Origin of the sequence: Microbacterium resistens NBRC 103078 (genome assembly GCF_001552355.1) — a bacterium.
Classification (GTDB): Bacteria; Actinomycetota; Actinomycetes; order Actinomycetales; family Microbacteriaceae; genus Microbacterium; species Microbacterium resistens.
In genome coordinates this window covers 17,097-43,980 of the sequence record NZ_BCRA01000011.1, presented here as the reverse complement: position 1 = coordinate 43,980, position 26,884 = coordinate 17,097, and the positions used below count along the sequence as shown (strand labels likewise).

General features: G+C 66.7%; 24 protein-coding genes and 4 tRNA genes. 20 read left to right on the top strand and 8 right to left on the bottom strand.

Features of this window, described 5'->3' with window-relative positions; all coding sequences use genetic code 11:
• Nucleotides 1-238: 238 nt before the first annotated feature.
• The 3 genes from MR1_RS02340 to MR1_RS02330 are packed head-to-tail and all read left to right on the top strand — an operon-like array spanning nt 239 to nt 3,983.
• Nucleotides 239-1,708 carry an SCO6880 family protein gene (locus MR1_RS02340; protein WP_067243038.1) on the top strand — a complete coding sequence of 490 codons (1,470 nt, stop codon included), beginning with the start codon at nt 239-241 and terminating at the stop codon, nt 1,706-1,708.
• Between the two features lie 14 nt (nt 1,709-1,722).
• The gene (locus MR1_RS02335; RefSeq protein ID WP_067243036.1) at nt 1,723-2,499 is read left to right on the top strand and encodes a hypothetical protein; all 777 of its coding nucleotides are present in this window, start codon (nt 1,723-1,725) and stop codon (nt 2,497-2,499) included.
• Entirely contained in the window at nt 2,496-3,983 is a 1,488-nt protein-coding gene (locus MR1_RS02330) for an ATP-binding protein (protein ID WP_067243035.1), read from the top strand. The genes MR1_RS02335 and MR1_RS02330 overlap by 4 nt, the downstream gene beginning before the upstream one ends.
• A gap of 66 nt (nt 3,984-4,049) precedes the next feature.
• Here the strand turns inward: MR1_RS02330 and MR1_RS02325 are convergent, their stop codons facing one another.
• Entirely contained in the window at nt 4,050-5,030 is a 981-nt protein-coding gene (locus MR1_RS02325; RefSeq protein ID WP_067243033.1) for an arsenic resistance protein, read from the bottom strand.
• Between the two features lie 112 nt (nt 5,031-5,142).
• Here MR1_RS02325 and cmtR point away from each other — a divergent pair, with 112 nt between their 5' ends.
• Genes cmtR through lspA form a run of 3 tightly spaced genes read left to right on the top strand, consistent with a single transcriptional unit; the run spans nt 5,143 to nt 8,050 of the window.
• Nucleotides 5,143-5,502 (top strand): Cd(II)/Pb(II)-sensing metalloregulatory transcriptional regulator CmtR, encoded by a 360-nt coding sequence (cmtR, locus tag MR1_RS02320; RefSeq protein WP_067243031.1) that lies wholly within the window; start codon nt 5,143-5,145, stop codon nt 5,500-5,502.
• Nucleotides 5,460-7,406, top strand: coding sequence for a heavy metal translocating P-type ATPase (locus MR1_RS02315; protein WP_067243029.1), 1,947 nt, complete (start codon nt 5,460-5,462; stop codon nt 7,404-7,406). The genes cmtR and MR1_RS02315 overlap by 43 nt, the downstream gene beginning before the upstream one ends.
• Nucleotides 7,403-8,050, top strand: coding sequence for a signal peptidase II (lspA, locus tag MR1_RS02310; RefSeq protein WP_409366234.1), 648 nt, complete (start codon nt 7,403-7,405; stop codon nt 8,048-8,050). The genes MR1_RS02315 and lspA overlap by 4 nt, the downstream gene beginning before the upstream one ends.
• A gap of 263 nt (nt 8,051-8,313) precedes the next feature.
• On the opposite strand, the gene MR1_RS02305 is transcribed toward lspA, so the two are convergent.
• Nucleotides 8,314-8,703: a heavy metal-responsive transcriptional regulator gene (locus MR1_RS02305; protein ID WP_067243028.1), complete on the bottom strand. Its 390-nt coding sequence runs from the start codon at nt 8,701-8,703 to the stop codon at nt 8,314-8,316.
• A 105-nt stretch (nt 8,704-8,808) separates the two neighbouring features.
• On the opposite strand from MR1_RS02305, the gene merA reads away from it, so the two are divergent.
• Together merA and MR1_RS02295 are read left to right on the top strand one after the other, a co-directional pair.
• The gene (gene merA / locus MR1_RS02300; protein ID WP_067243026.1) at nt 8,809-10,230 is read left to right on the top strand and encodes a mercury(II) reductase; all 1,422 of its coding nucleotides are present in this window, start codon (nt 8,809-8,811) and stop codon (nt 10,228-10,230) included.
• 45 nt (nt 10,231-10,275) lie between these two features.
• Entirely contained in the window at nt 10,276-10,485 is a 210-nt protein-coding gene (locus tag MR1_RS02295) for an HAD family hydrolase (RefSeq protein ID WP_067243024.1), read from the top strand.
• A gap of 64 nt (nt 10,486-10,549) precedes the next feature.
• Here the strand turns inward: MR1_RS02295 and MR1_RS02290 are convergent, their stop codons facing one another.
• The 3 genes from MR1_RS02290 to MR1_RS02280 form a co-directional block, all read right to left on the bottom strand.
• Nucleotides 10,550-11,173 carry a CueP family metal-binding protein gene (locus MR1_RS02290; RefSeq protein ID WP_067243022.1) on the bottom strand — a complete coding sequence of 208 codons (624 nt, stop codon included), beginning with the start codon at nt 11,171-11,173 and terminating at the stop codon, nt 10,550-10,552.
• Between the two features lie 285 nt (nt 11,174-11,458).
• On the bottom strand, nt 11,459-12,706 hold the full coding sequence (locus MR1_RS02285) for an MFS transporter (protein ID WP_067243020.1): 1,248 nt from the start codon (nt 12,704-12,706) through the stop codon (nt 11,459-11,461).
• 41 nt (nt 12,707-12,747) lie between these two features.
• Complete coding sequence (locus tag MR1_RS02280) at nt 12,748-13,113, bottom strand: ArsR/SmtB family transcription factor (protein ID WP_067243018.1); 366 nt, start codon at nt 13,111-13,113, stop codon at nt 12,748-12,750.
• A 175-nt stretch (nt 13,114-13,288) separates the two neighbouring features.
• Here MR1_RS02280 and dprA point away from each other — a divergent pair, with 175 nt between their 5' ends.
• From dprA to MR1_RS19210, 7 genes are all read left to right on the top strand, one after another.
• Complete coding sequence (dprA, locus tag MR1_RS02275) at nt 13,289-14,311, top strand: DNA-processing protein DprA (protein WP_067243016.1); 1,023 nt, start codon at nt 13,289-13,291, stop codon at nt 14,309-14,311.
• Between the two features lie 90 nt (nt 14,312-14,401).
• A complete protein-coding gene (locus MR1_RS02270) occupies nt 14,402-17,410 on the top strand; it encodes a hypothetical protein (RefSeq protein ID WP_157517864.1) in 3,009 nt (1,002 codons plus the stop codon).
• Nucleotides 17,411-17,644: 234 nt separating this feature from the next.
• Complete coding sequence (locus MR1_RS02265; protein ID WP_084344299.1) at nt 17,645-18,163, top strand: hypothetical protein; 519 nt, start codon at nt 17,645-17,647, stop codon at nt 18,161-18,163.
• Nucleotides 18,160-19,956, top strand: coding sequence for a type IV secretory system conjugative DNA transfer family protein (locus MR1_RS02260; protein ID WP_067243012.1), 1,797 nt, complete (start codon nt 18,160-18,162; stop codon nt 19,954-19,956). The genes MR1_RS02265 and MR1_RS02260 overlap by 4 nt, the downstream gene beginning before the upstream one ends.
• A 45-nt stretch (nt 19,957-20,001) precedes the next feature.
• A complete protein-coding gene (locus MR1_RS02255; RefSeq protein ID WP_067243010.1) occupies nt 20,002-20,460 on the top strand; it encodes a single-stranded DNA-binding protein in 459 nt (152 codons plus the stop codon).
• A gap of 8 nt (nt 20,461-20,468) precedes the next feature.
• Nucleotides 20,469-21,074, top strand: coding sequence for a hypothetical protein (locus tag MR1_RS02250; protein ID WP_067243008.1), 606 nt, complete (start codon nt 20,469-20,471; stop codon nt 21,072-21,074).
• A gap of 353 nt (nt 21,075-21,427) precedes the next feature.
• Nucleotides 21,428-23,128 carry a recombinase family protein gene (locus tag MR1_RS19210; protein ID WP_084344301.1) on the top strand — a complete coding sequence of 567 codons (1,701 nt, stop codon included), beginning with the start codon at nt 21,428-21,430 and terminating at the stop codon, nt 23,126-23,128.
• Here MR1_RS19210 and MR1_RS02230 read toward each other — a convergent pair.
• Nucleotides 23,088-23,160, bottom strand: a tRNA-Val gene (locus MR1_RS02230). The two genes, MR1_RS19210 and MR1_RS02230, sit on opposite strands and share 41 nt — an antisense overlap.
• Nucleotides 23,161-23,395: 235 nt before the next feature.
• Between MR1_RS02230 and MR1_RS02225 the strand changes: the two genes are divergently transcribed.
• The 5 genes from MR1_RS02225 (at nt 23,396) to MR1_RS19975 (ending at nt 25,238) form a co-directional block, all read left to right on the top strand.
• Nucleotides 23,396-23,468 (top strand) — tRNA-Gly (locus MR1_RS02225).
• Nucleotides 23,469-23,522: 54 nt separating this feature from the next.
• Nucleotides 23,523-23,593, top strand: a tRNA-Cys gene (locus MR1_RS02220).
• 25 nt (nt 23,594-23,618) lie between these two features.
• Nucleotides 23,619-23,690 (top strand) — tRNA-Val (locus tag MR1_RS02215).
• A gap of 114 nt (nt 23,691-23,804) precedes the next feature.
• Nucleotides 23,805-24,950: a calcium:cation antiporter gene (locus MR1_RS02210; protein ID WP_067243000.1), complete on the top strand. Its 1,146-nt coding sequence runs from the start codon at nt 23,805-23,807 to the stop codon at nt 24,948-24,950.
• A 123-nt stretch (nt 24,951-25,073) separates the two neighbouring features.
• Nucleotides 25,074-25,238 carry a hypothetical protein gene (locus MR1_RS19975; protein WP_169797637.1) on the top strand — a complete coding sequence of 55 codons (165 nt, stop codon included), beginning with the start codon at nt 25,074-25,076 and terminating at the stop codon, nt 25,236-25,238.
• Between the two features lie 97 nt (nt 25,239-25,335).
• Here MR1_RS19975 and MR1_RS02205 read toward each other — a convergent pair whose 3' ends face one another.
• Nucleotides 25,336-25,509, bottom strand: a complete 174-nt coding sequence (locus tag MR1_RS02205; protein ID WP_067242998.1) for a CsbD family protein — start codon at nt 25,507-25,509, stop codon at nt 25,336-25,338.
• 93 nt (nt 25,510-25,602) lie between these two features.
• The gene (locus MR1_RS02200) at nt 25,603-26,874 is read right to left on the bottom strand and encodes a low temperature requirement protein A (protein WP_217996166.1); all 1,272 of its coding nucleotides are present in this window, start codon (nt 26,872-26,874) and stop codon (nt 25,603-25,605) included.
• Between the last annotated feature and the right edge of the window lie 10 nt (nt 26,875-26,884).

Below are 26,884 nucleotides of genomic sequence, written 5' to 3'. Positions count from 1 at the left end.
TGCCGCTGCGGTCGTGGTGGGTGCGCAGGTCGCGAAGGTCGCCGCGACCGCGGGACCGAAGCTCGGCGGCGTCGTGGGCGGCGCGGCGGAAGGGCACGCTGCGGGTGCTGGTGAGACCGTGCAGCCCTCAGCCGCGCCCAGCCCGGCACCGACGGCACCTACGAGGCCAGCTACTTCGGTGCCTCCGGCGAAGTCGCCGCCGCCTGCTCCGAAGCCGTCCGTCGAGAAGGAGTGACCGATGTCGTCTCAACAGTCCACGAGCGGTGTGGAGTTTGGGTTGCGGGCGGTGCAGTTCTCCCGCCTCACCCGCCGCGGCATCCTCCTCGGCCTCTCCCTCCCGCAACTGATCGTCCTCGCCACCGGCGTCCTCTCCATCGTCGGCGCCCTCTACGCCGGAGGCGGAATCCTCCTGGCCTGGACCGCACCCGTCTGGCTGCTGTGCGCAGCGCTAGCCTGGACCCCGGTCGGCGGACGGAAGCTGATCGAGTGGGTGCCCGTCACCTTCCGCTGGGTCGCCCGCACCCAGAAGAAGCAGACCGTGTTCCGGCGGCGAGTGGTCAAGCCCCGCCCCGCCGGGACGCTCGCGTTGCCGGGTGATGCGGCAGCGCTTCGGGAGTGGGAGGACCCGGAGACGGGGGCGGCGATGATCCACGACCCCCACCAGCAGACCCTCACCGCGATCATCGGCGTCTCACACCCCGCATTCGTGCTCCTCGACCCAGGCGAGCAGGAACGCCGCGTCGCGACCTGGGGGCGGGTGCTTGCCACCACCTGCCGGTCCGGGCGGATCGCGCGCCTCCAAGTGTGCGAACGCACCCTCCCTGACGGCGGCTCCGGGCTCGTGGAGTGGTGGCACCGCCACGGCCACGACGACGGGTCATGGACGTCGACCGTGTATCGGGAACTCATCGACCGTGCCGGGCCCGCCGGGGAACGCCACGCCACCACCATCAGCCTCGCCCTCGACCTCAAAGCCGCCGCCAGACAGGTCCGCACCAACGGTGGCGGCATCAAAGGCGCAGCCGCCGTCCTCCGACAAGAAATGACCACCCTCGTCACGGCGCTGCGGGCGGCGGAACTCACCGTCACCGGGTGGCTCACCCCCGCCCAGGTCGCCGTGATCCTCCGCTCCGCCTACGACCCCGCAACCGCCGCGATCCTGGAACGCCACAGCGACATCGGCCGCACGCTTGCCACCGCGGGCCCGGTCGCGGTGACGGAGTCGTGGGATCGGTTGCGGTCGGATTCCGCGTTTCATGCGGTGTTGTGGGTGTCGGAGTGGCCGAGGTCGCAGGTGTATCCGGGGTTCCTCGCCCCGGTGCTGTTGTCGTCTGGGATTCAGCGGGCGTTCTCGTTGGTGTGTACGCCGATCCGTTCGGATCAGGCGGCACGGGATATTCGGAAGAAGAAGACCGAGCTGATCTCGGACGCGGCGCAACGGCAGAAAATGGGGCAGATCGAAGACGCCTCACAAACCGCCGAATACGGTGACGTGCTGCAACAAGAAGCCGACCTCACCGCCGGCCACGGCGTCCTCCGCTACACCGGCCTCATCTCCATCAGCGCCCCCACCCCGGAAGAACTCGACACCGCCGTCGCCGCGATCGAGCAAGCCGCCATCCAAGCCTCCTGCGAAACGCGACGCCTCGTCGGGCAGCAAGCGCAAGCCTTCACCGTCGCAGCGCTACCGCTGTGCCGCACCGTCTGATGTCAGGAGTAGTGATGCCGACGTTCCAGAACCCCACCGCCGGTGCTGCGGAAGCGTCCGAAGCGCTCCGCGGACTCGCGCACGCGACCCGCGTGTTCGAGGACCCCGCCGACACCTACGCGGTGCTCGGTGACCTCCTCGCCGGGGTCAGGTCTCTCCGGCAGGTGCTCGACCAACTCGCCACCGCGCATGCCTCGAACCAGGTGCGTGCATGCGACGACGACGGAAACCAGGCTGCGGGCGCAAGTCACGCTCTTACCGCCGCGGCCGATCTGCGGCATGCTGCGGTGCTGCTCGATGGGGTGCATGACCAGGTGGATGTGGCCAGGGGTGTCTCTGGCCGCATCGCGTGGCGGCCCGCGCCCTCAGACCCAACCCCTCCTGCCCGGTGGGTCGGGATCGTGTTCCTGCGAGGGCAGGACGCCGACGAGGTGCTGGCGATCATCGATCGAGACGGCACGGATGCGGCGATCGAGCACCTGGCCGGGTTCGACATGGGCGAGGACACCACCCAGGCGGCGCTGGTCAACGGCTACGTCTACGACGAACCCCCGACCGGACCCCTCGACCGGACGGTGACCCGTGGCGAATACACGCTGACATACAACCACGACCACGGACACGTCTCCCTGCTCCGCACACACCTCGAAGCTCGGGAAGTCGACGTGCCGCCTGCGGTGACGAGGCCGGTGCCGCCGGCGAGAGTTCCCCGCGCAGTGCCCTCCGTCGAGGAGGATGATTACTTCGCAGCATCGCAGGCGTCGTCACCGTCTCGGGGGCGAGCACTGTGAACGAGCCACAGAAGCTCCACACAGCGGCACTGGTCGAACCCGCCGGGGAACACCGCAAACACCGGAAGGCACGCAAGCGCGCCGCCGCGAACATCGAAACGAATGCCCGTAAGACCGCGCAAGCGCAGGAACGCGCACGGGTCGCGGCGGAGCGTGCCGAGCGGCGTAACACCACCTACCTGCCCGCCGCGGGCGAGCCCGGAGTTGCGGCGCTCAGGACGCCGGGCCGGTTCCGTCTGCCGCGGCATCAGGACACGTCCGCGACGCTCGCGGGCGCGTACCCGTTCCTCGCCGAAGGCGGCCTCGGCGCAGACGGTGTGTTTGTCGGGCAGGACCTCTACTCCGGCGGCTCGTTCGTCTACGACCCCTGGACCCTCTACGCCCGCGGCATCATCACCGCACCCAACATCGTCCTCGCCGGCATCGTCGGCTCCGGCAAATCCTCCCTCGCCAAGTCCCTCTACACGCGGTCGATACCGTTCGGACGCCGCGTGTACGTCCCCGGTGATCCGAAGGGCGAACACACCGCCGTCGCCGAAGCCGTCGGCGGGCGGGCAATCGTCCTCGGGCACGGGCTCCGAAACCGTCTCAACCCGCTCGATGAAGGCCACCGCCCCTCCGGGACCAGCGACGCGGAATGGGCCGCGCAAGTCGCCTCCCGCCGCCGTGAACTCATCGGGGCGCTGGCGGAAACGGTGCTGGATCGGGTGCTGTCGCCGTTGGAGCACACCGCGATCGACCTCGCCCTCCGAGACACCGTCCGCTCGTCGGAGGTGCCCATCCTGCCAATAGTCGTCGACCACATCCTGAACCCCGAACCTGCAACCGATACCGATGGGCGACTCGCCGAAGACGGCCGGCTCGTCGGGCATGCACTCCGACGGCTCGTCGCAGGCGACCTTGCGGGGTTGTTTGACGGGCCTTCGACGGTGCGGTTCGACCCATCCCTCCCAATGGTCTCGCTCGACCTGTCACGGGTCGCGGAGAACTCCACGTTGATCTCAGTGCTGATGACTTGCTCGTCGGCGTGGATGGAGTCGGCGCTGATGGACCCGAACGGCGGGCACCGGTGGGTGATCTACGACGAAGCCTGGCGACTCATGGCCTACCCGGCACTGCTGCGTCGGATGGATGCGCAATGGCGGCTCGCGAGACATTACGGGATCGCGAACATGCTCATCTTCCACAAGCTCACCGACCTCGACAACGTCGGCGACTCCGGCTCCGCCATGCGCGCCCTCGCGAACTCGCTGCTGGCGAATGCGGAGACGCGCATCATCTACCGGCAAGAACCCGACCAACTCGGAGCAACCGCCGCCGCCCTCGGCCTCACCGGCACCGAACAGAAACTCCTCCCAGGACTCGGCACCGGACAAGGGCTGTGGCGAATCAAGGAACGATCCTTCGTCGTGCAGCACCAGCTCCACCCGGCGGAGCTGGCGACGTTCGATACCACCCAGCGAATGACAGCGAAACTCCCGTAAGTTCATGTTCTCCGAAGCAGGTTAGTGCGGGAACTCACGGCTGATGCCCGTCGTGGGTTCGTGCCGCTATGCGGTCGCGGCCTCGACCGCGCGATTCGAGATGAGGCGCGGGATGAGGCGGACGAAGACGACCATGACGATGAGTTCGACGAGAGTCTGGGTGACGACGACGAGCGGGGTGAGGTCGAATGCGGGAGGGAGGGCGAGGACGAGCGGGAGGACGACGAGGGAGTTGCGGGTGGCGCCGCTGAACACGATCGCCCGCCGGCTTGGGATATCGAGGCGCGCGATCCGGCCTGCAACTGCGCCGATGGGAACCATGAGGGCGACGAACAGGACGTAGACGGGGATTGCGAGCAGGAGCGAGCCGATCTGCTGGCCAACGCCAGCGATCTGGGAGGCGACGACGATGGCGAGGGTGAGCATCATGAGCGGCACCGTTGCGGACAGCACGACCGTTTGCACTCCGCGCCCGGCGCGGGTGCGGGCAGCGAGCTGGGTGAGTCCGGCTGCGGTCAGAGGCAGGAGGACGAGGAGCAGGAATGCCTCGATGAAGGGAGCAAGATCGATGGTTGCGACGAACTCGTCCCCGATGAAAAGCCAGAGGTAGAGCGGCAGTACGAGCATCTGCGCGAGCATTAGCAGCGGTGCCGCCGCGAGGAGGCGTTCCTTGGCGCCGCCGGCGATGCCTGTGAACACGATGACGTAGTCCACGCAGGGCGTGAGCAGCACGAACAGCACCCCGATGAGCAGCACCTGATCGTGCGAGACGAGGCGCGATAGCAGGAACACGACGACCGGAACGAGGACGAAGTTCACGACTAGGACGGTGGCTAGGAATCGCCAATCACGGAACGCCTGCCCGATCCTGGCGAATGGCACCCCCAGGAAGGTTGCGTACAGGAGCAACCCGAGAACGGGGTTGATCGCCGTCCCCGCCGGGTGGACGATCGCGGGGTTCAGGAGGCCGACCGCGGCACCGATGATAAGCGCAGCGAGATACAGTGGCACTTGATGCCGTTCCATCCACTCCACACTTGTTCGCATGTCTCCATTCTCCCGGAACAGTCGATGGGCCATCGCTTGCTGAACAGTCAGCGTATGGTGGCTGTTGGTCTACAGGCCCCAGACGTGACAGTAAGCACTGTATAGTCAGTGCATGCTGACTGTTGCTTCCCGTCTCGATGTGATGAACCGGCTTGGCCGGGCGATGGCCGATCCGACGCGGTCGCGGATTCTGATGACGCTGCTGGAGGGGCCGAGCTATCCGGCGGTGCTGTCGCGGAGGCTGGAGCTGACGCGCTCGAACGTGTCGAACCATCTGACGTGTCTGCGGGATTGCGGAATCGTGGTGGCTGAGCCGGAGGGCCGCCAGACGCGGTATGAGATCGCGGACCCGCATCTGGCTGCGGCGCTGAACGCGCTGGTTGATGTGACATTGGGGGTCGATGAGAACGCGCCGTGCATCGACCCGGCATGCTCGGTCACGGGCTGCTGCAAGCCGGGAGCGGGCGCGTGAGCGCGGTGTCGGGGTCGCAGATCGACGAGGTGGAGATCGACGAGGACGGCGACGATCACGACGGGCCGTGGTGGAAGGATCGCGAGATCCTGCTGCCGGTATTTTCCGGGGTCGCGTTCTTTGCGGGGCTGATCTGCGAGTGGTCCGGGGCGGAGATTCCCGCGCTGGTGCTGTTCTGGATCGGGCTGCTGGCGGGCGCGTCGACGTTCACGCCCGGCGCGATCCAGAAGCTGGCCAAGGGCAAGCTCGGGATCAGCCTGTTGATGACGATCAGCGCGATCGGTGCGGTGATCCTCGGCTATGTCGAGGAGGCCGCGGCGCTGGCGTTCCTCTACTCGATCGCCGAGGCCTTAGAGGACAAGGCGATGGACCGCGCCCGCGGTGGGCTGCGGGCGCTGCTGAAGCTCGTCCCCGACACCGCCACCGTTCGCCGTGATGGGGCCTCGGTCGAGGTCGCGGCCAATGACCTGGAGCCAGGGCAGGTGATGCTGGTGCGTCCAGGTGAGCGGATCGCGACCGATGGGGTCGTGGTCTCGGGGCGCTCCAGTCTGGACACCTCCGCGATCACCGGCGAGTCGATCCCCGTCGAGGTCGCTCCCGGCGATGCGGTGTCCGCCGGGGCGATCAACACCGCCGGGGCGCTGGAAGTCGAGGCGACTGCGGCGGGCACGGACAACTCGTTGACCACGATCGTGGATCTGGTCGAGAAGGCGCAGGCCGAGAAGGGCGACCGTGCCCGACTGGCCGACCGGATCGCCCGCCCGCTGGTGCCCGGGGTGCTGATCCTCGCCGTCCTGGTCGCACTGATCGGGTCGCTGTTCGGCGACCCGGAACTGTGGATTACCCGCGCGCTGGTGGTGCTGGTGGCTGCGTCGCCGTGCGCGTTGGCGATCTCGGTGCCGATCACCGTGGTCGCCGCGATCGGTTCAGCCAGCAAGTTCGGCGTGATCATCAAGTCCGGCGCGATCTTCGAACGCTTCGGCGGTATCCGCCACGTCGCCGTGGACAAGACCGGCACCCTCACCCGCAACCAGCCTACCGTCACCGCCGTCCTCACCACCGAGGACGCCACCGAGAGCGAAATGCTCGGCTGGGCTGCCGGGTTGGAACAGCACAGCACCCACCCCCTCGCCGCCGCGATCACCGCGAAGGCACCCGACGCCCCCGCCGCGACCGAGGTGACCGAGCAGGCCGGACACGGCATCACCGGTGTCATCGACGGCGTGAGCGTGACCGTAGGCAGTCCCCGATGGCTGTCCGCCGGAGTCCTCGCAGACCGGGTCGCCGAACTGGAGGAACAGGGCATGACCGTGGTGATCGTGCATCGGAACGAGCGGCTGGTCGGCGCGATCGGGGTGCGCGACGAGCTGCGCCCCGAGGTACCCGAGGTGATTCGCACCCTGACCGATCAGGGCATCGGAGTCACCATGCTCACCGGCGACAACGCCCGCACCGCCGCCGCCCTCGCCACCCAGGCAGGGATCGACGACGTGCGCGCCGAGCTCCGTCCCGAGGACAAGGCCGCCGCGATCAGCGAACTGTCCCGCACCGCTCCCGCGGCGATGATCGGCGACGGCATCAACGACGCCCCCGCCCTCGCCGCCGCCGACATAGGCATCGCAATGGGCGCGACCGGCTCAGACGCGGCGATCGAATCCGCTGATGTCGCCTTCACCGGCCACGACCTGCGCCTCATCCCGCGCGCGTTCGCCCATGCCCGCCGGGGACGACGCATCATCAACCAGAACATCGTCCTGTCGCTGCTGATCATCACTGCCTTGCTCCCGCTCGCACTGTTCGGTGTCCTCGGGCTCGCCGCTGTCGTCCTGATCCACGAGATCGCGGAGGTCATCGTGATCCTCAACGGGCTCCGTGCCGCCCGCACGCGGACGGCATCCGCTTGACTGCCCGAGGCACCGGGCTGCGCGCCTTCGAGACCCCGGGGGCTTACGACGAGTCGTCGCCCGGACCGAAGGTCGCGAAGAGGCCTGCCCGCGCGCTCGGCATCACACTCCCCGTCGCCGGAATCGGGCTGATCCTCGACCAGGGCACGAAAGCGCTTGCGACGACCCAGCTGGAGCCTGGCGACCGCGTCCCGCTCGTCGGTGACCTGTTGTCTCTGTCGCTCGTGTACAATCCCGGAGCCGCGTTCTCCATCGGCTCCGGAAGCACCTGGGTGTTCACGATCATCGGTGTCCTCGCCGCCACCGTGATAACCGCGTTCGCCGCACGGCTGCGTGGCATCCGTTGGGGTATCGCACTGGGCCTGATCCTCGGCGGTGCGGTCGGCAACCTCTTAGACCGGCTCGTGAAGCCCCCGTCGTTCGGGCAAGGGTATGTCACCGACTTCATCGCCTACGGCAACCTCTTCGTCGGGAACGTCGCCGATGTCCTCGTCGTCGTCGGCGTCGCCCTGCTCTGCCTGATCCTCATCACGACGAGCCAGAAAACGAAAACACCCACGAGCGGGAACACCGGCTCCGCGCCAGTCACCGATCGTGCGGATCGACCTAACCCTGAGTTCATGGCGAGTGAGCGAGAGAATTAATCGAATGAAGGTGCAAGTGCCGCACATCGAGGGCCGCCCGAACACTGCGGATGCCGAGCACGCACACGCGCCGCATTGGACACCCTGGGTCTCGCGGATGTGCCCGTCGAGTCGGTAACGATCCACTCCGATGCCGGAGCTGCGAACATCCAATTCGGAGGCTCTCCCACGATTTGCCTCCGGTGCGGTGGATACTGTGCCGACACATTCTGCTTTTTAGCAACGCTGGGGCAATGGTGCAGGTCCTGGCATTCGGGAGGAGTTCAGAGGTATCGGCAGACCAGATCGGGATTGCAGCTGTCGGGTGCGGGGTCAGCGGCAGTGTCGCGCAGGACTGCAATGGAGGCATGTAGTGCAGTGAGCTGGGCGATCTGCTGTTCAATCGCGGCCAGACGTGTGTGGAGGAGGTTGCGCACGTGCTCGCAGGGCGCGCTGCCGCCGTCGCGGATGTCGAGTATCTGACGGATCTGGGCGAGGGTAAGGCCTGCCGCTTGTCCACGGTGAACGAACCCGACCCGGGCGACGGCATCGGACTTGTAGTCGCGATAGCCGGACGGTGTGCGGTCAGCCGGTGAAAGCAGCCCCTGCTCCTCGTAGAACCTCAGCGTCTTCGCCGTCGTGCCCGCCCGCTCGGCGAGTTCTCCGATCCGCATCACGGCCTCCGATCGATCAACAGGAGCATACTTGACCTTCCCCCGCACTGGAAGGTCAAGTATGGGTGACACGGAGAAAGAAACCAAGTGGCGACAGGAGCAGCGATGCCAACGAAGTATGACCTTGCCATCATCGGATCCGGGGGTGGCGCGTTCGCCGCCGCGATCCGCGCGACCACGCTCGGGAAGTCGGTGGTGATGATCGAGCGCGGCACGCTCGGCGGGACCTGTGTGAACACCGGTTGCGTGCCATCGAAGGCCCTCATCGCCGCCGCCGATGCCCGGCATGTCGCTGCCGACGCTTCTGACCGGTTCCCGGGAATCGCGACCACGGCAGCACTGGTCGACATGCCTGCCCTGATCGGTGGCAAGCAAGCGCTGGTCGAATCACTGCGGGGCGAGAAGTACGCTGACGTCGCCGACTCCTACGGGTGGCAGATGCGCCGCGGGGACGCTGCGTTCGCAGGCACGCCCGATGCGCCCTTCCTCGAAGTCACCGGACCTGACGGCAACGTCGAGACCATCGAGGCCGACCACTACCTAGTCGCCACTGGGTCCCGGCCCTGGGTGCCGCCGATCGATGGCCTGGATAACGCGGGTTATCTGACCTCGACCACCGCGATGGAGTTGACCGAGGTCCCCGCCTCGCTGCTAGTCCTCGGCGGCGGCTACGTCGCCCTGGAGCAGGCACAGTTGTTCGCTCGGCTCGGCTCCCAGGTCACCGTGCTGGCACGCTCCCGGCTGGCGTCGAAGGAGGAGCCGGAGGTCTCCCGAGCGCTCGAAGGAGCGTTCGCCGACGAGGGCATCCGCGTGATCCGCCGCGCGGTGCCCACCCTGGTGTCCCGCGATGCGGACGGCGAGATCGTCGCGAGTGCTAATGTCGCTGGAGGGGTCCAGGAGTTCCGGGCCGATCACGTCCTGGTCGCCCTCGGACGCCGTCCAGTCACTGACGGGCTCGGTCTCGACGCGGTGGGAGTGCAGACCGGAGACTCAGGCGAAGTCGTGGTCACGGATCAACTTCGATCGTCCAACCCGCGAATCTGGGCGGCAGGCGATGTGACCGGGCATCCCGAGTTCGTCTACGTCGCCGCCCACCACGGCACCCTGGTCGCTGAGAACGCCTTCGCCGCCGCCGAGAGGTCCGTCGACTACTCACGGCTGCCGCGGGTGACGTTCACCGGTCCCGCTATCGGCGCGGTCGGCATGACCGAGAAGCAGGTCATCGCCGCCGGTATCCGCTGCGACTGCCGCGTGCTGCCGCTGCACCACGTACCCCGCGCACTGGTGAACCGGGACACCCGCGGGTTCATCAAGATCGTCGTCAATGCCGAAACGAGCGAGATCCTCGGCCTGACCGTCGTCGCCAAGGATGCTGGCGAGCTCGCCGCCGCGGGCGTCCACGTCTTGGGTAAGACCATCGCTGAGGTCGCCGATTCGTGGGCCCCTTACCTGACCATGGCCGAAGGCATCCGTATTGCCGCTAAGTCCTTCACCATCGACCCATCGCAACTATCCTGCTGCGCCTGAGTGCCACACCAGTGCCCGTCGAGAGCGGAGGTCCAGATACGGCGGGTGCTGGCCGAGTCGCTGTTGATCATCATCGTGTTGCGGCCGCTGGCGATCACCGGTGTACTCGGCCTCGCGGCCGTCGTGCTCGTCCACGAAGTTGCCGAGGTGATCGTGGTCGCCAACGGGCTCCGCACCGCACGCACCCGCCGCCACACTGCCGCTGAACAAGCACCCCACATCACGGCACGCTTAACGGCGCCTACAGCGGCGTAGCCGGGAGCAATAGGATGGCCGGCACCCTGAGGTGTGACCGGGGCGCGGCGGGCCTACCGCTGGGTCAGGTCAGTTGCAGCGTGGTGATGCACGTCGGGTCGTCTGCGTTCACCGTTGAGATAGTCGCGGTGCCGGTCTGCGAGTTGAGTCCGATGGTCAGGGTGGCTTCGAGACCGCGAGGGACCCAGAATCCGACGAAACCATTGTCGAACGTCTGCCGCAGGTCGTTGATCAGCACGTCACCGGTTGCCTCGTCGGTGAGTGTGACCTGCACTTCGGTGTTCGCGAGTTCACCGAGGCAGGTGGTCAAGCTATGGAAGTAGCAGTAGTGGGTTTGCGCCCGGAAGGGGGCGACCGAGATGTACACCTCGTCTTCGGGCATCGCGACCTGGGTTTCGCGGCCCTGGCCGTCGGTGAGGACGAGCACGTCGGGCCGCACGGATGCGATCAGGTTAGTCGGACGGTCAGCAACGGGCAGGGTGTCGAGCCGTTCGATGATCTGGGCCGCGCCGAGGCCATCCAGATTGTGCTCGGCAAGGAACTCACTGTCGCTGGTTTCACTGCTCGCTGCGGACGGTGCAGCGGTAGGCGCGGGGGCGGCGCATCCGGTCAGGGCGAGCCCAGAAACAAGTACGGCGGCGGCCGCGGCGAACAGCCTTCTGCGAGGCATGGTGGTGCGGTGGCTCATGGCAATGATCTTTCAAGAGAAGTCGGAAGCAGTATCAGTGTCAGAAACGGACGCCGACTGCGAGCAGACCGTCCAACAGCATGAATGTAAAAAACCTGGCGGCGTGCATGGTTCGCGTCGCCACCACGGATCCCACAGTTTAAGGTCGGTCGCTGAGAGCGCCGCAATCCAACCTCACGCTAACGCGGGTTGGGGCGCTTTCGTTTGGTAATACGGTGGTGACGAAGTCGTAGAACCGTTGGGGATAGATCTGTCTACAGCGCAAGAGGGTTCAGCCTTCTTTCGTCAATCCCGGGCCTCGGTGTGCTGTCTGGAGCCTTGCTCCATAGCGTCCGGGATGCCACGCCAGGTCAAGACAGCGAGAACAGCTCCGAGGATGCCGATGGCGACGAGCACGAGCGCGACCGCGGAGAGTCCGATGGTCGCGCCGACGACGCCGGCGAGGGGGTAGGTAATCAGGAAGCAGGCGTGGGAGAGGGAGAACTGTGCGGCGAAGACCGCGGGCCGGTTTTGCTCGGTGCTGTTGCGGCGTAGGAGGCGTGCCGATGGGGTGAGGATTGTCGAGGTCGCGGCCCCGAGCAGCGCCCACACGAGGAGGAGGGTCGCCCACTGCGGTGTGCCGTCCATCCACGCGATGACCCCGGTCCCAATCAGGAGCAGGACGGGCAGGGCGATACCGCCGGTGAGCATGACCCGCCGATCCGGAAGCTTCTCCAGGAGCTTGGGCATCCCGAGGGCGACGATCATGGAGCCGCCGCCATAGGCTCCCAGCAGTAGCGCGACATCGAGCTGTGGGCGCCCGAGGTCGCCCTGGACGAGGACGACTGTGTTCACGATGACCATCGCGGTGGTCGTGGCGACGACGAGGTTGAGACCCATCAGGCCGCGCAACTCCCTGCTGGTCCAGAATATTCGGGCTCCGCGGGTGAGCCTGTCGAAGAACCTGGAGGGCGGTGGTATGTCGATGTGCGGGAAGCGGGATGCGATCACCAGGGCGGCGGAGACGAGGAACCCGATCACGGTGCCAACGAACAGATTATGGAAGCTGATCACCGTCAACAGGGCGGCGGCGAGCATCGGGCTCACGAGCGATTCCAGGTCATAGGCGAGACGCGAGAGTGACAGGGCTCGGGTGTAGTCGCCTTCATCCGGCAGTACGGAGGGGATGACGGCTTGGAATGCGGGCGTGAATGTCGCTGACGCGGACTGGAGCAGGAAGATCAGGATGTAGATCTGCCACGCCTCGGTGACAAACGGCAGTGAGACGGCGACCCCGGCCCGGATCAGGTCGGCGCCGATGAGGACGGGCTTGCGCGGAAGGTGTGCCGTCAAGGCGGTGGTGATCGGCGAGACAGCGACGTAGGCGACCATCTTGATCGTCATCGCCACACCCATCACGATCCCGGCATCCCCGCCGGCGATATTGAAGGCGAGCAGGCCGAGCGCGACCGTGAGTAGGCCGGTGCCCAGCAGCGCGATCATCTGCGCGCTGAACAGCTTGGCGTAGGTCGGGTTTCGGAGGACGGCTATCATGCTTCGCGCCTAACAAGTCGGTGAGAAGGATCAGGTGGGGGTTACTGCTGGGGTGCGTGATGGTGGGGCGGGATCTGTCCGTTTGCGACCGCGTGTTCAGCCTGTTTGATTGCCTCGACTATGAGCGCGAGGGCGTGCTCGTCGGTGAGGCGGTAGAGCACGCTCGTGCCCTCCTGCCGCGTGGTCACCATCCGCGCCATCCGCAACCGCGCGAGATGCTGCGAAACCCCGGACGGCTTCTTGCCCACGATCTCCGCCAACGCGTTCACCGGCAGCTCGTCAGCCTGACGGAGGGCGAGCACGATCTTGATCCGCGTCGGGTCAGATAGGAGACTCAGCACCTCCGCGGCCAGGTCGACATACTCCGAAGACGGGTCCAGACCACAAACCTTCGTATCCGCATTCATACGCAGATAATAACACTCTGTTGGAATTGTTGGAACGCGGAGGAAGACCCAAGCGCACCCGCTGAGGGGTCGAGTTCCCGATATCGGCCTCGCCCTGCACCACGGTCTTGAGGTCTCTCGGCGTGCGGGTTCGCACCTATCCCTCGACCCATCCGAGATAACAAGGGAGCGGATCATGGAGACGATCAAGGAACTGGCAGCGGATGAGCGCACGGCGAGGGTAATCCTCGCGCTGGCATCAGAACCCGCAGACTCGGCGACGGGGCAACTGCTGCGCACGGTCGGCGCGACCGAGACCGTCGCCCGCGCAGTCGCTGACGAGCCGCCGCCAGGGCCGGATGGGGATACGTGGCAGCGGCGTCTCGCGCCGCGCATCAACACCGCCCAGATACGGCGAGTGCTAGCCGATACCGAACGGCACGGCCTGCGGGTATTGATCCCCGGTGACCAGGAATGGCCGGCCGGGGTGGATGCGCTCGGTGACCGTGCCCCGGTCGTACTTTGGGCGAAAGGCGACACGAGTGTGCTGGCCGCGCCGGTGTGGGATCGGGTCACGGTGACGGGAGCTCGGGCGGCGACCGGGTATGGGGAGCATGTCGCCATGGAGCTTGCCCACTCAGCGGTGACCGATACGCGCCAGGTCGTCTCGGGCGGAGCGTATGGGATCGACGGGACTGCGCACCGTGCCACGTTGGCTTCGGGCGGTTCCACGATCGCGGTGATGGCCGGCGGGCTGGATCGGCTCTACCCGGCCGGGCACACCGAACTCCTCGCCCGCGTCGGGCGGGATGGGCTGCTGCTGAGTGAGTTGCCGCCGGGGGCCGCGCCGACGAAGTGGCGGTTCCTGCAACGTGGCCGGCTCCTCGCGGCACTGTCCGGCGCGGTCGTCGTCGTGGAGGCCGGGTACCGGTCGGGGGCGTTACACACTGCCGCCCAGGCCGTCGAGTTGCGCCGACCCGTCGGGGCAGTGCCGGGGCCGATCACGTCCGCTGCGTCGGCGGGATGCCACCGCTTGCTGCACGACAGGCTCGCGTCCGTGATCACGGGATACGACGACATCCGCGCCCTGCTTCACGAAGTGCGCGAGGGTGCGCAGCGGGCAGTGCGGCGCACGGCGGGACTCGAGAACGACCCGCTGGACCCATCCGCCGCGTCCCGGGCGTCAGCTCGGCCGTCGGGACGCGGGCTAAGCCTCTGACAAGCGGTGGCCGCCTGGGCGGTGGTGGTGCACCTGCTGTGAAGGCGGCCGGTTGGGTCGCTGTCTGGACTGCAAGTCAGGAGGCACGTCGTGTCAGGATCGCTTACCCATAATCCGGAGCAGAACACGGCTCCACCACCAACAGCGCTCCGGCGGGTGCTGTCAGTGCTCGTCGCGCTGTTGCTGATGGCCAGCACGTTCACCCTCACTGCTCCGCCTGCATATGCGGGGAGCGAGGGGGTGGGTTACAACATTGGGCTGGGGTTCCTCGGCGCATACAACACCGATGTCGACGGCCGTCAGGCGTACTGCGCCGACCTGGGTGCCCCGGCCCCGTTCGGGCAGACCTCCGGACCCCACACGATCACCTCGCTGGATTCCCTCACTCGGCAGCAGCTTGCGGAGCTGAACTTCGTGCTGGACCGGTGGGGGCAGTCCGGCGACCGCAACATCACCGCCGCCGTAGCGCTGTTCACCTGGTCGATCACCGATCCGGGCACGTACAACTCGCACGGCATGTCCGGCGACATCTACTACGTCGGGCGCGCGCCGGCGTCGGAGCGTCCGGCGATCCTGGCGAACCTCAGCACCATGCGCCAGCAAGCCGCGGTCAACGCGGTGACCGACCCGACGCTGACGCTGAGCCTGACGATGACGGATCAGTACGCCGGGACACTCACCGTCGGCACCCACCCGGCCGGATTGCAGGGCACCGCGACCCTCACCGATGCCACCTTCACTAATGGGTTGGCTACCCGCACTCTGGGAGCCGGTGCTCATCTGGTCACCGGTACCCCGGCAGACGGAGTCCCCTCGTACCAGATTGCCGCGTCGATGAGCGTTCCCGCAGCCGGGTACGGCGCGGTGATTGACCTGTACACGACGCCCGGCGCGCAACGGCTGGTCGCCTCCGTCGCCAGCTCCTCTACAGGCTTGTCCGCTACCGCGCAGTCGCCGGTGATCGAGCTGGACTTCCAACCCGTGATCGCTACGCAGGTGTCGTCTCGGTTCGTCGCCGAAGGAGACGCATTCACCGATGAGCTCGCCGTGTCAGTGACGAAGGGCACCTGGATTCACCTGAACGGAAACCCGATCGAGGTCACCGCGAACGGGACCTTGTATGGGCCGTTCGATGAGCAACCTGCCGAAGCCGACACTGCGCCGAGTGGCGCGCCCGTCGCGGGCACCGAGATCGTCACGTTGACGGGTGCCGGTTCATACACGTCGCCGGGCTCGATCATCGCTGCGGAGTCGGGGTTCTACACGTGGGTGTGGGCAATCGACAAGGATGCCCACGGCGAGAACGCGAAATACCTCACCGACTCCTTCACCGACCGATACGGTCAGGTCGCGGAAACATCGGTGGTCCCGTTCCAGCCGGTCGCGGTGTCAGAGGCGGATCAGCGCCTCGCGATCCCCGGCGACGCACTCACCGACACCATCACCGTCTCCAGTGCCAACGGTGCGTGGTTGAAGAAGGATGGCACCCACATTCCGGTGGTATTCGAGGGCACCGCCTACCAGGTGCCCGGCACCCTGCCCCCAGCACAATCCGTCACGATCGACCCAGCCGCGGTGCCGCTCGGCACAGTGACAATCACCGCCGACGGCCCCGGCGTCTACACATCTCCAGAGGTGATCGCGCCGACGGGCGGGTTCATCACCTGGGTATGGAAGGTGCAGAAGTCGTCGCAGCCCGAGTGGGTACGCGATTACCTCGCCGCTGACTGGCGGGACGAGTACGGCATCAGCATCGAAACCACCTCGGTGCGGTGGCCGATCACTGTCACCTCGCTGATGCGGGAGTACAACGTGCATCCCGGCGGGCGGGCATTCGATGTCATCACCGTCACCGGGTTCCCCGCGAACCACGGCGACTTCTCCGGCGACGGCTACTGGACCGCCGACGTGGACAAACTGGCACACACCATCTACGGCCCGTTCGCCACCGACACCGAACTCACTGAGGATCTGGACCTGGCGGGCGCGCCGGTGCTGATCGAGTTGACGACGCCGGCACGCAACGGGGTCTACCAGCTCGGCTACACCGACGCCGACAAGATCGTGCCGACCGAGCCCGGCTACTACGTCCTCGTCACCACCTTCGCAGGAGATGACCGGGTGCAACCCTATGCGTCGTCTCCGGCGGATGTGCTGGAACGCTTCTACCTACCACCGACCGGAAGCCAGGCGCCGGTGACGGTCATCACACAGGCAACCCCGGAAGCATTCGTGGGGCAGCCGTTCGAAGACACCGCGCTCGTGCAAGGCACCACCATTCCCGACGGCGCAAACCTCGTGTTCCGCGCCTACGGACCCCACCCGGTAGAGGTCGGTGCGGTCTGTGAAGCACCGTTCTTCACCAGTGAGGAGATCCCTGTTACTCAAGCCGCCGTCTACCGTTCCGGGACTACGATCGCCGATGCGGCGGGCAACGTGTTCTGGGTCGAGACGCTGTACGGCGCGGACGGCGAGATCATCGCCGAAGGCCAGTGCGGGGCACCCGGTGAGACAACAGTGATCCACGAGCAGCCCGAAAACCTCACCGTGAAGACAACCGCCCTGCCGGAGGTCGTGCTGGGTGAGCCCGCGCACGATGTCGCCACGGTCACCGGCACGATTCCCGACGGGGCACGGCTGGTGTTCGAGGCGTACCGGCAGGACGGCGAGAGCGCGATCTGCACCCCGGATGAGCTCGTCTTCACCTCGAAGCTCATCGAGCTGAATGGGCCGGGCGAGTACCGCTCCAATGAGGTGGTATTCGACCAGGTGGGCACGTACTACTGGGTCGAGACAGTCACGGATGCCGATGGCACGGTGCTGCATCGTGGCCTGTGCGGGGCGCCGGATGAGACCACCACCGTCACCCCGGAACCGGAGGAACCAGGGCATCCTGGAACACCCGGGAAGCTGGCGCAGACAGGCGGGGGCGACTGGTGGCCCCTCGGCCTCGCCGGTGGACTCATCGCCGCTGCCACAGGTGGGGTGCTGCTGTTCGGCCGCCGCCTCGCTATCGCCCGCGATCGCGCCGGGTACGTCCGGGAGGAAGACGAAGCGTTCCAGGAGTTCCAGGACCTGTTCGAGGCAAAGGGGGACTAAAGACGGCTGAACTGCCCGGCACCCCCAGTAGGGCAGGTCAGCTCAGGGAGGGCACGAACCACCCCAGGGTCGTGCCCTCCCACCTTTCTGCACCGGTACCAGTCGGCGCACCTGCATGACGACCCGTGCCCACGTCAGAAAGGACACCCTGTGACCCCGAAACCCCGCTACCGCCGAACCACCCCGACCTCTCCCGACGAAGCACCAGGGTCGCCGAGCACTCCCGAGGGGCCGATGGCAGTGCCGGTGGTGGAGTTCACCGTGGCCGTCGATGGCACGATGACCGTGACCATCGACGGCACCCCGCACGCCCCAGCACCGTTCGCTCCGCCGTGGCGCCGCGAATCCTTCCCCGCGATCCTCGACGCACTCACCACCCGGCTGCAGACCCCGTTGCGTGTCCAGGTCCGCGAAGCCGACGGCTCGACCTTCACCGACATCATCACCCCACCCCGCACCCGCCGCACCGACCCCCCACCGGCATCCATCACGTCACCACCGCCCGATGCGTCTCCACTGGCCATCACCCAACCGACAGCGGCGACCATGCCGGTGGTGCATCAGGTGGTCGGCGAAGGGTTCGTGCCGGGTGAGGATGTCGCCGTCGCGATCGTCCACACGCACAGCGACGCCGGCAATGACGGCACCGCCCGCGCCCTCCTCACCCTGGAACAACTCGCCACGTCACCGACCGGCGAGATCATCTTGCTCGGCCGAATCTCCGGGACGTTCGTAATCGGACGCCCGCAATGAGCACCCCGCGTCAGGGCGGTGTGCTGGGAGATGAGCTCACAAACCTCGGCATCCTCGTCCTCATTGCCGCCGCGATCCTCGCCGGCATCCTCCGCGGCGCAGGCTCTTTCGCCGCATGGGTCACGGGGATCGCGCAACCCACAGGTGGTATCGAAGCAGGTCTCGGGGTGCTGCTCAATCCCGCCGATCCCGGTGTGCCGCTCGGCGCGGACAGACTGCACCCTGTCGTGTACTGGATCACCGCCGGACTACTGATGCTTGCCGTCGGCACAGCCTTGTGGTGGGTGTGGCAGGCGATGCGCGAGCACGGGAGGCAAACGAAGGTCGACCCGTATCGGATCGTCGGGATCGCCACCCGCACCGATGTGCATAGTGCCGCGTCCGAGAAGGCGCTACTTCGCCGCGCGCACCAGCTTCGGCCTTCGCTCGCGAAGCCCACGCCGGGGGATGTCGGATACCGGCTCGGGGTGTCCCGAGGTGCCGAAGTGTGGGCGAGCGTCGAGGACTCGATCCTCCTCATCGGCCCACCCCGCTCCGGGAAAGGCCTACATATCGTCATCAACGCGATCTTGGACGCGCCCGGCGCGGTCATCACCACCTCCACCCGCCCAGACAACCTCACCGCGACGCTCCGTGCACGGCAGAACCACGGGCCGGTGGCGGTGTTTGACCCGCAACGCCTGGCCGAAGGCATCCCGGCAGGGCTGCGCTGGTCACCCATCCGCGGATGTGATGACCCTCTGACGGCGATGATCCGCGCCACCGGACTCGCCGCAGGCACCGGGCTCTCGGCCGGCGGTGTTGAAGGCGGCGACTTCTGGGAAGGCAAAACCCGCACCGCCCTCCAAGCGCTCCTGCACGCCGCTGCCCTCGATCGCCGTTCACCGGCAGAGCTGTTCCGGTGGACGCTCGACCCTGCTGCTGCGTCCGATGCGGTCGCGATCCTCACCGCCAACCCGAGAGCGGCGACCGGGTGGGCGGACTCGCTGCAAGCGATGATCGACTCCGACCCCCGAACCCGCGACTCCATCTGGCAAGGCGTCTCCCTCTCGCTTGCAGCCCTTGCTGATCCGCGCGTGCTTGACGCGGTGAGTCCCGGCCCGGAGGAGCAGTTTGATCCCGAAGCGTTCCTCCGTAAACGGGGCACGGTGTATCTGCTGGCCACCGGGGCCGGGGCGAACAACTCCTCAGCGTTGGTCGCGGCGTTCGTGGAAGACCTCGTCGAAACTGCCCGCCGCATCGCCGCACGATCACCCGCCGCGCGCCTCGACCCGCCCCTCCTGCTCGCACTCGATGAGATCGGGAACCTCGCCCCGCTTCCGTCCCTGCCCACGCTGATGGCCGAAGGCGGCGGCACCGGGATCACGACCATGCCGGTGTTGCAGTCACTAGCTCAAGCACGGGAGAAGTGGTCAGAGAACGGGGCCGGTGCGATCTGGGACGCGTCCATCGTGAAGATCATCCTCGGCGGCGCGTCCAACAGTCGCGACCTGCACGACCTCACCACCCTCATCGGGGAACGCGACGAAATCACCGACTCCACCACCATCGGCGACCACGGCTCCCGCTCCGCGCAACGCTCCATCCGCCGGGTGCCGATCATGCCGCCCGACGTAATCCGCACGCTCCCGTTCGGCACCGGCCTCGTGCTGCTGCGCTCCGCACCACCGATCGTCACCCGCCTTCGCGCCTGGACAACCAGGCGTGACGCTGCCGAGCTCCGTCAACAGCGCACCGACATCGAGAATCTGCTGCACCAGGTGCCGCTGGGAGGCGAGGGCGCACCTGCCTGACAGAGCACCCCCGCCCGGGGGTGCCACCGTCACAAGGAGCGTCCAATGGCTATCCACACGCAAGAGTCCCTATCGGGGTTTATCGCGTCCGACCCGCAGCTGACCGTCACCGAACGCGGGGATGCCCGCTTGTACATGAAGATCGGGCAGGAACACTACCGGCGCGAGGACGACGGATCGTTCACGCAGACCGACACCACTTTCCACGACCTTGTCGCGTTCCGGAAGACCGCCGAACGCGCGCACGCCCGCTTCGCCAAGGGTGACAAATTCGTTGCCGAGGGTTACACCCACCGCTACGACCGCACCGACTCGGAGGGGCAGCCGCTTCAGGCTGAAGAGTTCGTCGCCAAGAAGATCGGCCACGACCTAGCCCGCACCAACTACACCGTCGACCGCCCCCGACGCACCCCACCCGAGGCGCTGGACAGCGGGATCGAAGACCCCGAAATGTCACCCGAGGCACCGCGCACCTCGGCAGCAGCATCCGCGATCGGAAGGTGAGTCCGGTCATGACAGGCAACAACAGACTCAACCTGGACGAGCCTGACACCGAAGACATCGAAGATGACGAGTTCGATGAGAGTTACGACCCCGACGACGCCCAGGAACAGGAAGAACCATCGGGACCACCCAACCCGATCAACTGGAACCTTCTGACCGGAGAAGCCGCCGAGGAGGAATGGCTTGCGCTGAACAAATGGGTGCACTGGCTGCGCCACACCTACGGGATCCCCGCCGCCGTAGTCCCACCGTTCTGGCACCGGCACCCTGAACTCGTCTGGGAGCTGTCCGCACTGCACCTGCACTGGCTGTGCGCCTACGACCCGGACGCAAAAGGCAGCGCGCCGCTCGTCTGGCACCGCGACTTCGCCGAAGCCCGCCAACGCCTCCGCGACTGGGTCGCAGCATCCGGCACGAGACTGGACCGTGACCGGCCGACACGTCAAACCGCATGGCCCGGCGAAGCACCGACCGATCCAGTCGAAGACATCATCATCACCAACCGTGAAGAAGACTTCGTGGAGTACATGCACGCCGACGTACAAGCCCGACTCCGCATCGAGGACGAGTTCATCATTTCTAGCGTCAATCTAGACACCGGAGAAGTACCATGAACCGGCAGGAGAGGCGTAGCCGACGTAAAAACCGCTATTTCCGGGTTGAGACAGTCCCACGCAGTCAGCCCGATTTGCACAAACTCGCTCAGGTCTTCCTCGGCATGGCGATCGCCAGAGCGAAGCACTCCGACGCTCCCATGCCCGATACTGGCGATCCTGGGCCTTCTGAGCCCGACAACGTAGAATAGAACCCAACGCCACGACCATGCCAGGTCGGGTGCGCAGTCCCTTTGCCCTCGTGGCTTACCCCCGGCCTCGTGCCGGAGGGTCGTGTTTCCCACTTACGAGTCGCACCGCGTGACGCTCCTTCGTCGCGTTGGCTCCCACCACCGGTGAGAGGAACACGACTCATGACACTTGCGCCCCCGGTACCACCTACCAGCATCGACCGCCTCGGCGAGACCACGACCCTTGCTGTCTCCTACCTGCGCGTTTCTACCAAGGAGCAAGCCGAGCGCGGAGGCCGCGACGAAGGATTCTCGATCCCAGCCCAGCGGGACGCGAACCTCCGCAAAGCCCGCGACCTCAACGCGATCGTCGTAGAAGAGTTCATCGACGCGGGCGAATCCGCCCGCAAGGCCGACCGTCCCGAGCTGATACGGATGATCGAGTACGTCAAAACGCACCAGGTCGCGTACTGCATCGTGCACAAAGTCGACCGGCTCGCCCGCAACCGCGCCGACGATGTAGCAATCCACCTCGCCCTCAAAGACGCCGGCGTGATCCTCGTTTCAGCCACCGAGAACATCGATGAGACACCATCGGGGATGCTGCTGCACGGCATCATGTCCACCATCGCGGAGTTCTACTCCCGCAACCTCGCCAGCGAGGTAGCCAAGGGCATGACTCAGAAGGCCGCCACCGGAGGCACAGTCGGCCGTGCGCCCCTTGGATACCTCAATGTCCACAGCCGCGACGAGCTCGGCCGCGACGTTCCCACGGTCATCCCTGACCCCGACCGTGCCGCGCTGGTGCGGTGGGCGTTTGAGGCGTACGCGACCGGGAACTATTCGACCTCGATGCTGCACAGTGAGGTGGTTGACCGTGGTTTGATGACCGTGCCGACGCCGAAACGTCCGTCCAAAGCGCCGGGGCTATCCACGATCCAGCAGATGCTTTCCAACCCTTACTACAAGGGCGACGTGATCTTTCGCGGTGCTCGCTACGACGGGCTCCACGAACCACTCGTCAGCGCGGAGCTCTGGTACCGGGTGCAGAACGTCCTCACCGCGCACCAAGTCTCCGGGGAGAAAACTCAGACGCACGAGCATTACCTGAAAGGCACGATTTACTGCGGCGACTGCGGCGCTCGGCTCATGGTCAGTCATGCTAAAAACGGCAAGGGCGTCATCTACCCGTACTTCATGTGCGCGGGTCGGCACTCCAAGCGCACCAACTGCGTCCGTCAGGCCATGCCCATCGAGGACATCGAACGGCAAGTAGAGGACTACTACCGGCGTGTGCAGATACCCGAGCACATCGTCACCGCACTGCGCCACATGCTCGTCCGCCAGTTCGATGACCTCCACGCCGCGAACAAAGCAGAAAGTCACACGCTCGCTGCTGAGCGCGACAAGCTTCGTGACGAACGCCGGAGCCTGCTGCACGCACACCATTCGGGGGCAGTCCCGCTGGACCTGCTCAAAGAAGAACAAGACCGCATCGCCAGACGGCTGACGTTCCTCGACGCGCAGATCGACGCCGGCCAGATCGAGTATGACCAAGCCAAAGCGCACCTGGAAGACTGCCTTGCGTTGGCGGGTGACATGCACGCGATCTACATGAGCATTGACGACTCACTACGACGCATCTGCAACCAGGCGTTCTTCGAACGCATCCATGTCTACGAAGTCGAGAACGTCGACATGGTGGAAGGCGAACCCGGTGAACCGTTCGATGCGCTTCTCGATCCGAAACTCCACGCCGCAGCGCTGACCTACGAGGCCAGGATGCGTGCGGGGGAGGATGTCAAACCTGCGGACGTCGCAAGTTTGAACATCGAACATTGGGTGGGCGATACCAGACTCGAACTGATGACCTCTTCCGTGTGAAGGAAGCGCGCTACCAACTGCGCCAATCGCCCGTGTGGAGTTGTGGTGCCGTGCGGCACAGGTATTGAGCATACCCGATCCCGGGCGGTGCGCCGACCAGGCCCGCGTCCCGGGCGTGCCGCCGCGCGCTCGGGGAGGGGAGGACGGCGGCGGTGAGCGCCGACAGTGCGGGAGGCTGCGGGACACGCCCGACGACCCGGGCCGGTTTGGCGAAGCGCCGATCCTCGGCTAATGTATTTGAAGTGCCCGGGACGCCGGGAACGAAATGCGGATGTAGCGCAGTTGGTAGCGCATCACCTTGCCAAGGTGAGGGTCGCGAGTTCGAGTCTCGTCATCCGCTCGAGTGCAGGAGCCCCTTCGGGGGTTTCGGCATGTGGGTTCGAATCCACCTCGCGGTGGCGTGGCCGAGAGGCTAGGCACCGGCCTGCAAAGCCGTTTACACGGGTTCGAATCCCGTCGCCACCTCTCCGCACAACTGAATAGCCCATGGGCGCGATTGGCGCAGCGGTAGCGCGCTTCCCTGACACGGAAGAGGTCACTGGTTCGATCCCAGTATCGCGCACAGAAGAAAACCCCCGGTCTCCCGGGGGTTTTCGTGCACTGTGAAAGACACCGACGGGACGACCCGGCGGAGTGGTCCGAAGCGGGGACGGCCTCGCAGATCGGCTGATCACCCGTGTCCACCACTTCTGCGTCCTCTCTCCGTGCCGTCCTCACGCCGACCGTGATCCTCAGACTCGCGGTCGGCTGGGGAGGCTATCTCGTCGTCACGCTGCTGGCCCCGGTGCTCGCCGAGGGGCTGCCCACACTCGTGCTCTGGACGGTCCTCGCCGCGATCGTCGGCATCATCGTCGTCTGCGCGTTCGGCGTGGTCACCGAGGCCGAGCATCTCGCTCACCGTCTCGGCGATCCCTACGGGACGCTGGTCCTCACGCTGTCGATCGTGCTGATCGAGGTCATCCTGATCTCGGCCGTCATGCTCGGCCCCGGCGAGCACACCACGATCGCGCGCGACTCCGTGATGGCCGTGTCGATGATCATCCTGAACCTCGTCTTCGGCGCGGCGCTCGTCGTCGGCGGCCTTCGTCGCGGCGACCTCCGACTCAATCGCACCGGCGCCTCCGCCTATCTCGCCGTGCTCATCGTGCTGTTGGCGGCCGCCTTCGCCGTCTCTGGACTCATCGGCGAAGGGGGAGCGTACGCACCCGCTCAGGCCGTGCCCGTCCTCGTGATGACGGTCCTGCTCTACGCCTTCTTCCTCGCGCGCCAGACCGGCGCGCAGAGCGGGGACTTCCAGGAGGCGGGGTCAGCGGCGGTCGCAGCCGTCCCCGGTCGGCCGCAGACGCTCGCCGCCGTCGTCGCCGCGCACCGGGGGGAGCTCGTGGCGCGCGCCCTCGTCCTGATCATCACCGTGATCCCGATCGTCCTGCTGTCCCACGACATGGCGGCTCTGCTCGACGACGGCCTGGACAGAGCGGGGGCGCCGGTGGCTCTGTCGGGGATCCTCATCGCGATGATCGTCTTCCTCCCGGAGACGATCACCACGATCCGTGCCGCGGTCACGGGCGAGATGCAGCGCGTCAGCAACCTCTGCCACGGCGCCCTCGTCTCGACGGTCGGGCTCACGATCCCGGCCGTGCTGGCGATCGGTCTCCTCACCGGCCAGCAGGTCGTTCTGGCGGAGACGCCGGTCAATCTCGCCCTGCTCGGCGTCACGCTGCTGTTGTCCGTCGCCACGGTGGCAGGGCGCCGCCTCACCGCGCTCCACGGCGCCGCGCATCTGCTCGTGTTCGCGCTGTACGGCATCACGGTCTTCTCCTGACCCGCGGGCGGAGGAGCGCTAGCGGGGGAGCGGCCCGGCCGTCAAGCCCCTCCGTGAGCGGATCGGGGCGTTCTAGCGTGGGGACCGGTGACGCAGACGCGTTCGCCGAGAGGAGCCGACGACATGAACATCCTTCTCATCGTCATCGCGATCATCGCCGTGATCCTGGCTTTCACCGGCGGGTTCGTGCAGTCGCTGAACTTCCTGCTGTGGGTGGGGCTGGTGCTGCTCGCGCTGACGGTCATCGCCTGGCTGATCCGCGCGATGTCCGGACGGAACAGCACCTGAGAACCGCGGGCGCGAGGTCGTCGACCCCGCGCCCGCGTACAGACCCCGAGGGGCGGGGAGGCGGGCCTGAGCCCGCCTCCCCGCCCCTCGGTCCGTCTTACTCGTCGACGACGTCCTTGAGATCGTCTCCGGCCTTCTTCAGGTTCGCCTTCGCCTGGTCGGCCTGGCCCTCGCGTTCGAGGTCCTCGTTGTCGGTGACCTTCCCGACGCCTTCCTTCACCTTCCCGCCGACCTTCTCGGCGGTGTGCTTCATCTTGTCGCCGGCACTCATGGGAGCCTCCTCATCCGTCCTTCGGTGGTCGCAGCCCACGATGCCGGGGCGGACCGTCGGCGTCGAAGGGATTGACTCGGTCAGAGGGAGGCGTTATGAGGCCCGCGGCGCCTCGACGATCCGGGCGACGGCCTCCGCCTGGTGGCGGTGCCCCACGGTCTCGTAGCCGACGACCACGACGACGGGCGCGAGGACCGTGAGCAGGATGCCGGTGCCGAAACTCGCCCCGCCGGCCACCGCGGCGACGGCGATGGCGAGTGCCGCCAGCGCTCCGACGAAGAGCCACAGGTGAAGCGTGTCCACCTGCCGCAGCAGCACCGAGTAGAGGACGAACAGCGCGGTCGTGAAGACAGCGACGGGGATGACGAGGGTGAGGATCGCTGCGGTGTGGTCGATGTGGGCCTTGTCCTCGATCACGAAGGCCGCCACGTGGAGGCCGGCGCCCGCGGCCGCGATGGCGCCGAACAGCACGATGTGGCCGTAGCCCCACGCGAAGCCGCGCTCGCGATGCCGGGCCAGGACCTCACCGGAGGGCATCGTGAAATAGACCCACCACAGGGCGAAGGCGAGCGCCGTCCCGCCGAACGCCACCAGAGCCGCCTCCATAGTCCAGCCCTGGTCCTCCACGACGGCCGAGATGGCCAGGATGGTGCCGAGCACGACCTCGCCGAGCGCGATGATGACGAGCAGGCTGTACCGCTCCGCGATGTGGTGCGGGTGCCACGGGGTGGCGCCCTTGAGTCGCTCGGCGATCACCGGGATCGCCATCTCGAACACCGCCACCACGAGGGTCAGCGCGATGGTCACGCCCATCGGCGGGTTGATGAAGATGAGGACGATCCAGTACACCTGCGCCACCGCGATCAGGGCGGAGTACGTCAGGGCCGTGCGGCGGAGCCCCGGATTGTGCGCGGCGGCCCGCAGCCACAGGGCGAGGGTGGACAGGCGCATGACGACGTAACCGGCGACCACGATCGCGTTGTCCACGTGCACCCCCTCGTCGATGGAGTGGAACAGTGCGGGCATGCCGAGCGCCATGATGAGCACGCCCATCATCTGGACCATCGTGGCGAGCCGGAAGAAGACGTCGTCGTTGTCGAACGCCGACGAGAGCCACGTGTAGTTGATCCACGCCCAGCAGATGGCGAACATGGCGAAGGCGAAGGCGAAGGCGCCGACGGCCGCGCCGAAGTGCCCGACCTCCAGAAGGTGCGCCATCTGGGTGCCGGCCTGGCTGAAGGCGACGACCAGGGTGAGGTCGTAGAGGAGCTCCAGGGGGCTCGCGGCGCGGTGCGCCTCTTCGGGGTCACGGCCGATCATCCGGCGCAGGCGGTGCTCGCGTCCCGTCGGGGTGGTGCTGCTCATGCGAGTAGCC